Below are 7,812 nucleotides of genomic sequence, written 5' to 3'. Positions count from 1 at the left end.
CGCGCCGCCCAGGTTAGCGGCCTCCCGGCGCCATGGCCCGATGAGCTGGTGCTGCCGAAAAGCTCGTCGTCGCCGTTCAGCTCCACCACGCTCGACTACCTGCTGCGCAACATCGGCATCCGCACCCTGGTGGTGATCGGCCTGCTCACCGACCAGTGCATTGACCACACGGTGAAGGATGCCGCCGACCGCGGCTACCGGGTGGTGTGCCTCACCGACGCCTGCCAGGCCGAGACTCCCGAGCGTCACGCCGCGGCGCTGGGGTGCTTCCAGGGCTACGCCTCGCTCATGAGCGTGGACGCCTTCCTGGCGCTCCTGCAGTCTTCGTCCTGAAGCCTTCTGCCTGAAGCCGTTCGGGGCTCAGCCGCCCATCTTGTCGCCGAGCTTCTCGGCCACGGTGTTCACGTCCTTGTCGCCGCGGCCCGAGAGGTTGAGCACCACCTCGGTGCCCGGAGCCAGGGTGGGGCAGAGCTTTTCCAGCCAGGCGAAGGCGTGGGCCGTTTCCAGGGCCGGGATGATGCCCTCCAGCCGGCAGAGCAGCTGCAGAGCGTCCAAGGCCTCGGCATCGGTCACGGCGCCGTACTCGGCCCGGCCGATGGTTTTCAGGTAGCTGTGCTCGGGGCCCACGCCGGGGTAATCCAGGCCGGCGCTGATCGAGTGGGCCTCCTGCACCTGGCCTTCGTCGTCCTGCAGCAGCAGGCTCATGGCGCCGTGCAGCACCCCCACGCGGCCCTCGGTGATCGTGGCGGCATGGCGGCCGGTGGCCACGCCATCGCCGGCGGCCTCCACCCCCACCAGCCGCACGGCCGTGTCCTGCACGAAGGGGTGGAACAGGCCCATGGCATTGGAGCCGCCGCCCACGCAGGCCACCAGCACGTCGGGGTTGCGGCCGAAGGCCTCGTGGCACTGGCGCTTGGTTTCCTCGCCGATCACGGCATGGAAATCGCGCACCAGCATCGGGAACGGGTGCGGACCCGCCACCGAGCCGAGGATGTAGTGGGTGCTCTCCACGTTGGTCACCCAGTCGCGGATCGCTTCGCTGGTGGCGTCCTTGAGGGTGGCGGTGCCGGCAGTGACGGGCTGCACCGTGGCCCCCAGCAGCCGCATGCGGAACACGTTGAGGGCCTGGCGGCGCATGTCCTCCGCGCCCATGTACACCACACACTCCAGACCGAAGCGGGCGCACACGGTGGCGGTGGCCACCCCATGCTGGCCGGCGCCGGTTTCGGCAATGATCCGCTTTTTGCCCATGCGCAGGGCCAGCAGCGCCTGGCCGAGGGCGTTGTTGATCTTGTGGGCGCCGGTGTGGTTGAGGTCTTCGCGCTTCAGCCAGATGCGCGGGCCGCCCTCGGCGCGGCGGTAGTGCTCCGTTAGCCGCTCGGCCTCATAGAGGGGATTGGGCCGCCCCACATAGGTGCGCAGCAGATGGTTGAGCCGATCGGTAAAAGCAGGATCCTTCCAGGCCTCGGCGGCGGCCTGCTCGAGCTCCGCCAAAGCGGGGATCAGGGTTTCGGGCACGTACTGGCCGCCGAACTGGCCGTAGCGGCCCAGGCTGTTGGGGCGGGCTGCGCGCTCCAGGGCCGCTGGATCGACGCCGCTGGCTGCGGAGATGGGAGAGACGGTGCTTGTCACCGGTGGCGCTATCAGATCTTGTAAGCCTAAGAAGCCAGCGGCCGGCAGCAGCGCTTCCAGCACACCAGCATCGTTGGGCGACGCACAGCGATCCAGAACCACGTCCTGCCAGAATCCAGAACGGATCCATAATGGTTGGGTCGCTGTGAGATCGCTGGCTGCCGTGGCCAAAACCATCACGCTCAAAAACCTGCCCGACGTGCTTCATGCCCGGCTCGCGGCGGCGGCCAAGCGGCATCGGCGCAGCCTCAACAATGAAGCAATCGTTTGCCTGGAGGCCGGACTAGGCCATGACCACTTGGCCACAGAGCAGCAGCTAGTAGAGATCCGGGCCCTGCGCGACAGCCTGGCTCAGCACAGCTTCGATCCGGCTGAGATCGATGCCTTCAAGCGTGAAGGTCGGCCTTGATTGTTGTCGACACCAACGTGCTGGCCTATCTGCTGCTGCCAGGGCCCAAAACAAAGTTGGCAGAAGCTCTGTTGCTCGATCAACCCCGCTGGGCAGCACCGCCGCTCTGGCGCAGTGAGTGGCGGAATGTGCTCACCACTTACCTGCGGCGTGACCTGCTCCTGCTCCCGCAGGCCGTGGCGCTGATGCAACGGGCAGAGGTGCTGCTGGCTGGCCAGGACGAACCGGTGGCTTCCGATCAGGTTTTGCAGCTGGCTCACAGCAGCCGCTGCAGTGCCTACGACTGCGAGTTTGTGGCTGCTGCACAGCAACTGGGGGTGCCGCTGGTCACGGAAGACCGCGCAGTTCTTGTTGCATTCCCGGATGTGGCGAGACCCCTGGTTTAAGGGCTGGAGCGGGGGCCTGGGCGAGCTGGGTGGCACTCCAGGCGGCCCAGTGGGGATCTGCCGTGATCACGTCGAGGATCACGTTCGAATCCACAAACAGCACTACAGCTCCTCACCCCGGCAAAGGGCCAGGAGCTCATCGGTGCTGAGGCGGGTGCGCAGGCGGGCCTGCCGCAACAGGCGCAATCCCTCCTCACCTCGGTCACCGGGTGGGTCCTGTTTCACCAGCAGCAGCCGCCCCTCCTCGAGCTCAAAGCGCACCTCGGTGTGAGGCAACAGCCCGCACTGCTCGCGGATCGCCTGGGGGATCGTGACCTGGCCCTTACTGGTGATGCGCATGGTGGCAGCTCAAGCCGGGCGCTAAGGATCAGTAAGAAACCTACCGGGGGCATTGCGATCACGGGGAAGGCTGCACCGACCAGAATCCGAACCAGCGTTGCAGGATTGGGCATGGCCAAGAAGGGCGGCTGGCAGGAATTCAGCAGTAACTCCGCAAGCACGGCCAGACCCACCGCCACTGGGTCTGGCCCGGCGGGCGCACCCAGCTCAAAGGCCCAGCAGCGGGTGCGGGTGCAGCGCACCAAGGCCGGCAAGGGCGGAAAACTGGTAACGGCGATCACGGGCCTTGAGGCGCCGGAAGCCGAGCTGAAAACACTGCTCAAACAGCTCAAGGCGGTTGCCGGCGCCGGCGGCACCGTCAAAGACGGCGTGAATGAAGAGGAGCAGCTCAGGCAGGTGGGCCTGATGGGCGAGAGGAAATGGGCGCCCTCAATTCAATTCACAGATGCACGCAAACGTTCGGATTCAGCCAATTGCATGTGGTGCTGAAGACAGTCACGGGCTAGCGCTGATCACCTGATCCAGCCGCTGCTGGCAAAGCCATTGCAGCCGTGTCATGGCGGATTCGGGCCTGAGCAGATCAGGATCCGCCTGGAGCAAGGCCTGCAGTTCCCGGGCTCGCTCCATCACCAGCCGTAGGGCCTGGTGGGCATCACCGGCATCCAGCTCAGCCACGTAGGTGCGCCAACGCCCGTCAGGCAGGGGGGCGCCGTTGGGATCAAGGCCAAGGCAACGACCAAACAGCTGAGCATCGAACAGGCCCAGGGCCGCCACCATCCCCATGCAGTCGGCCACCAGCTCATCGAGCAGGTTTAGCCGCATCTCGCCCAGTAGGCGCTTGGTGGCTAGATGGGTGAGTTCATGCTCCAGTCGCAGGACCGTGGACGCCTCTAACCAGGACTCATTGCCGGGCAGTCCGGGCACATGTTGTGCGGCCACAGATCCATAGGGTGCCTCGTGCAACAGGATCAGCTGGGCGCGGCTTTTGGCCCCGAAGCGGCGGATCAGCCCCCAGTGGATCAGCCCACTCACGGCCTGAGCGTGGACGCCATGGGCCAAGACAACGGGCTCGCAGCGATGGGCCAGGGCTCTCACCAGTAGGCAAAAGTCGGACCCATTCGGGGTGAGAAGCACCGGAATGGCACCGCAGAGATGGGGCGCCAGAGAGAGCCTCAAGGACCCGATCTGTTGCCACACCGGTTCCGGACCAACCGCCTGCAATGCAGCCGAGGTGCCCTCTTCACCGCGCAGGACCAGCTGCCGATAAAGATCGCTGCGGCGGATGCCGGCGACCTGGGGCAGCCGCAACTGGGGCAAAGCTGCCTGCAGGGCCTCCACAAGCGGTTCGCAGTGCAGCACACCGGAAGGGGCATCCACGATCAGCTGGCGGCACCAGCTGATCGTGGTGTCATCGACCAGAGGAAGCATGGGCCATGGCTCGCTGGCCCGGTGGAAGCCCTGGCAATAAGCATCGAGCGACTGCTGGGCCGACAGGGCCTGACCATCCCCGCCCTGCCCTGATGCCCCGTCCAAGAATTCACATACCCCAGGGTTATTCATTTCATATCACCCTGCGCAGCAACAGCCGTCAGATTGTGATGGCCACCTTGAGACGAGATGTGTTGCTGGCCGCGCTCAAGCGTGCCCAGGAGAAGTTGCCTCACAGGCTGTATGGGATGCACTTGATGGCTAATCACCTACAGCTGCTGTCGCAACTCGATGATGCCAGCCAAGTTGATGCACTTGATTGGCTGGACTTCATTGATGGCGCTAACGCCTATCTGGGCGTTGCGGGCACCTCTGAGGCCAGGTATTAGGCAAAAGCAATTGCCCCCAAAGACCACAGAAGGGTACTAAATACATTGAGATACATCCACGCCGAACCCCAAAGCAGCAGGAGTCCTAAAGAGTTTAAGACTCCCATAGCAGCTACGGACGCTACTGCAGACTGGAGGGTGATTGCATCACTGAGTGGCACCCTAGTTTCCCAAAGCTGACATCAACCCTTACAAGGTGCGCCAAGCGTTATGAGCAGTTTTGCAAGAAGTATCGCCATCACGCCAAAGCAGCCCCCAAGTGCCACTGGGGCTCAAGGATGCTGAAACGATTGGTGGAAACCAGTTGCCGCAAAAGGAGCAAGAGCAAGCACGTATCTCCAGGGCAAATGCAACTACCCTTTGCATTTGATTTACGCCTCAATCAAATCCCCGAAGAGTGGCAGCAGATAGCAGTGAGATTTAGACGAGCTAATGGCATCCGTGATGGCGATAAGGAGCGAAGTATTTGGTAGCTGCGGTGGAGAAATATATGTATCAGTAGAGGTGGAATATGGAGGTGGATGGCTTTGCTATGGGTTGATATTGGTGAGATTAATTGGGGCGTAAAAAACGGCTCAAGCTTGGCGGTGGTGATGGGTGATAGTGCCAGACATCGGATGCCGTTTGGGGCTGTTTGAGGGTGGCTGAAGAAATAAAAACCCCTGTGGCGGCAGGGGCTTGTGGGGTAGAGTTATACTAAAGAGGAATTGAGTTTACTGTCGCATCAATTCGGATTCCCCGGTCCCGCAATCAACCCACCCCGTCCCTACCAGGGTCAATCAACTCCATTATCCCGTCCCCACCCAAAGACGACAAATATCCAATCGCCGTCCCGCCGATCGCAATCATTCCGATCGCCGCCAACCACGGGAAGACCCCACCAGCAACACCTGCAAGCTCCTCATCGCTGAGTTCAAGATCACCAGTTTCTTGTGACCGCATCTTCCTGGCAGCCTCTATCAACATCCTGAAATCAGCCTCTGTGACCTCAAACCCTGCCTCCTTCGCCAAGGCAACAGCCGTATCAAGGTCTGGAGCACCCTTGAATTTCTCCTGTAGCTCCGCATCCTCCTCGATTTTGACAAGCAGGGCTGTAATTTGCTCTGACATTTTCTAATAATAGAGTCAACAACAATCTGGCATAGATCTGGCTGGACTTCCAGCTACCGTAATAATTCGCACATAGTTTTAAAATCCACTCGCATAGCCACCACGACCACCAACCCCTCCCCAGCCCTCTCCCAATCCTTCTTCGCCAGCCCCGCCGAAGGCGTCGCCCCCGAGCTCATCGGCTGCCTGTTGGTGAAACGGCAACCCCAAGGCGGCAGGGGTGCATAAACAATTTGATGACCCCCATAGCAACTACGGGCACTACGCCAGATTGGAGGTTGATGGCATCAGTGAGTGGCACCCATCATTTCTGCAACTGGCATCAACACTCAAAGACTGCTCCAAGCGTTATGAGCGGTTTTGCAAGAAGTATCGCCATCACGCCAAAGCAGCCCCCAAGTGCCACTGGGGCTCAAGGATGCTGAAACGATTGGTGGAAACCAGTGGCAGCAGCAAGGGCAAACGGATATCACCAGGACAGCAACAACTTCCGTTTGCTTTTGATTTACGCCTCAGTCAAATCCCTGATGACTGGAATCAGATTGCGGTGAGATTTAGGCGAGCGAATGGTATCCGCGATAGCGATAATAAGCGAAGTATTTGGTAGCTGCGGCGGAGAAATATATGTATCCGTAGAGGTAGAGAATAGAGATGTCTGGCTTTGCGTCGGCTTTCTAATTCGAGATTGGCAGAAGCGTAAAAAGCGGCTCAAGTTTGGCGGTTGCGATGGGTGATGGTGCCAGGTATCGGATGGCTTTTGGGGCTGTTTGGTGGTGGCTGAAGAAATAAAAAGCCCCTGTGGTGGCAGGGGCTTTAGGGGATAGGCTAGGATGGAATGAAAATAGGGGATAGGCTAGGAGGAGTATATTGATCGTCGCCCTCTTCCTTTCCCAGTTTTGGTATCAGTATTGGTATCAGAACTTCAGTGCCCCCAGCCACACCCTCCAGCTCCTCATCGCTGAGCTCCATCGTCTGCTTTGCCTGATACTTGAGCCAATCAGCCTTGCTGACATCAAACCCTGCCTCCTTCGCCAAGGCAACCGCAGCATCAAGGTCGGCTGCACCCTTGAGCTTCTCCTGAAGCCCCTCATCATCCTTGAGCTTGGCAAGTAGGGCTGAAAGTTGCTCTTCTGACATCGCTTGGCGGTGATAAGGGGTGAATGGGTTCATTATCACTTAATCGCCCACGACACGTCAGCGCTCCTCAGCACAACCTCACACAGCCACTCCCATAGCCACCAAGATCTCCCAGCACCTCCCCCAATCCTTCTTCGCCCGCCCCGCCGAAGCCGTCGCACCCAACCTCATTGGCTGCCTGTTCGTGAAACGCCAATCCAAAGGCGGCAGGGATACGAAAGGGATTTTATGACCCCTACTCCACATACGGTCACTACGGCAGATTGGAGGTTAATGACATCAGTGAGTGGCACCCAAGTTTCCTTACCCTGGCACCAACGCAGAAGGGATGCTCCACGCGTTATGAGAGTTTCTGCCAGCAGTATCGCCATCACGCCAAAGGAGCACCTAAGCCCGACTGGGGCTTAAGGATGCTGGAACGATTGGTAGGGAAGGCTGGTAAGAGTAAGAGCAAACGGGTATCGCCAGGGCAACAGCTACTGCCTTTTGCTTTTGATTGTCGCCTCAATCAAATCCCAGAAGAGTGGCAACAGATTGCCGTGAGATTTAGAAGAACCAATGGCATCCGTGACGGCGATAGAGAGCGAAGTATTTGGTAGATGTGATGGGCAAATAAATGTATCAACAGGGCTTAACAATGCAGATATCTGGCTTTGCTGTGGGTTGATATTGCTGAGATTACTTGCGGCGTGAAAAGCGCACATCAACCGAAGTGTCGTCGGAAAAGCTGGTATTAAACAGACCTGATAGATTGCGAAACTGCCTGCCATAGGGCAAATAAAGCATATATATCCTCATTTTCCCCCCCACCAGCTACTCCCTCCAGCTCCTCATCGCTCAACTCCAAGGTCTGCTTTGCCTGATACTTCAACTGACGTGGACCCCGGCAATCGGTCCAGGGTGAATGAGAGTCCTCATCCGGCCAGACTGGGCCGGGGATTCGACCATGAAACGCACCAGGCACACAGCGGAGCAGATCATC

The 7,812-nt window shown here is 59.8% G+C and carries 9 protein-coding genes and 1 pseudogene; 5 read left to right on the top strand and 5 right to left on the bottom strand.

Annotation, left to right across the window (positions count from 1 at the left end; all coding sequences use genetic code 11):
- The coding region (locus tag KBY71_RS13825) for a cysteine hydrolase family protein (RefSeq protein ID WP_254929473.1) at positions 1–333 on the top strand (333 nt) is incomplete at its 5' end.
- Positions 334–360: 27 nt separating this feature from the next.
- Here KBY71_RS13825 and trpB read toward each other — a convergent pair.
- Positions 361–1,632 carry a tryptophan synthase subunit beta gene (gene trpB / locus KBY71_RS13820; protein ID WP_396095523.1) on the bottom strand — a complete coding sequence of 424 codons (1,272 nt, stop codon included), beginning with the start codon at positions 1,630–1,632 and terminating at the stop codon, positions 361–363.
- Between the two features lie 163 nt (positions 1,633–1,795).
- Here trpB and KBY71_RS13815 point away from each other — a divergent pair, with 163 nt between their 5' ends.
- Complete coding sequence (locus KBY71_RS13815; protein ID WP_254929472.1) at positions 1,796–2,041, top strand: FitA-like ribbon-helix-helix domain-containing protein; 246 nt, start codon at positions 1,796–1,798, stop codon at positions 2,039–2,041.
- Positions 2,038–2,427: a type II toxin-antitoxin system VapC family toxin gene (locus KBY71_RS13810; RefSeq protein WP_254929471.1), complete on the top strand. Its 390-nt coding sequence runs from the start codon at positions 2,038–2,040 to the stop codon at positions 2,425–2,427. The genes KBY71_RS13815 and KBY71_RS13810 overlap by 4 nt, the downstream gene beginning before the upstream one ends.
- Positions 2,428–2,529: 102 nt before the next feature.
- On the opposite strand, the gene KBY71_RS13805 is transcribed toward KBY71_RS13810, so the two are convergent.
- On the bottom strand, positions 2,530–2,766 hold the full coding sequence (locus KBY71_RS13805; RefSeq protein WP_254929470.1) for an AbrB/MazE/SpoVT family DNA-binding domain-containing protein: 237 nt from the start codon (positions 2,764–2,766) through the stop codon (positions 2,530–2,532).
- 111 nt (positions 2,767–2,877) lie between these two features.
- Here KBY71_RS13805 and KBY71_RS13800 point away from each other — a divergent pair, with 111 nt between their 5' ends.
- Entirely contained in the window at positions 2,878–3,255 is a 378-nt protein-coding gene (locus tag KBY71_RS13800; protein WP_254929469.1) for a translation initiation factor, read from the top strand.
- 6 nt (positions 3,256–3,261) lie between these two features.
- Here KBY71_RS13800 and KBY71_RS13795 read toward each other — a convergent pair whose 3' ends face one another.
- Positions 3,262–4,299, bottom strand: a complete 1,038-nt coding sequence (locus KBY71_RS13795; protein WP_254929468.1) for a DUF7005 family protein — start codon at positions 4,297–4,299, stop codon at positions 3,262–3,264.
- On the opposite strand from KBY71_RS13795, the pseudogene KBY71_RS13790 reads away from it, so the two are divergent.
- A pseudogene (locus KBY71_RS13790) lies at positions 4,287–5,056 on the top strand (transposase). The gene KBY71_RS13795 and the pseudogene KBY71_RS13790 sit on opposite strands and share 13 nt — an antisense overlap.
- 277 nt (positions 5,057–5,333) lie before the next feature.
- Here KBY71_RS13790 and KBY71_RS13785 read toward each other — a convergent pair.
- Together KBY71_RS13785 and KBY71_RS13780 are read right to left on the bottom strand one after the other, a co-directional pair.
- A complete protein-coding gene (locus tag KBY71_RS13785; RefSeq protein ID WP_254929467.1) occupies positions 5,334–5,693 on the bottom strand; it encodes a Nif11-like leader peptide family RiPP precursor in 360 nt (119 codons plus the stop codon).
- 825 nt (positions 5,694–6,518) lie between these two features.
- On the bottom strand, positions 6,519–6,830 hold the full coding sequence (locus KBY71_RS13780) for a Nif11-like leader peptide family RiPP precursor (protein ID WP_254929466.1): 312 nt from the start codon (positions 6,828–6,830) through the stop codon (positions 6,519–6,521).
- Between the last annotated feature and the right edge of the window lie 982 nt (positions 6,831–7,812).

It is taken from the genome of Cyanobium sp. T1B-Tous, assembly GCF_024345475.1.
GTDB lineage: Bacteria > Cyanobacteriota > Cyanobacteriia > PCC-6307 > Cyanobiaceae > Cyanobium_A.
The sequence above is the reverse complement of the archived record's forward strand: the minus strand, read 5'-3'. Positions and strand labels throughout refer to the sequence as shown.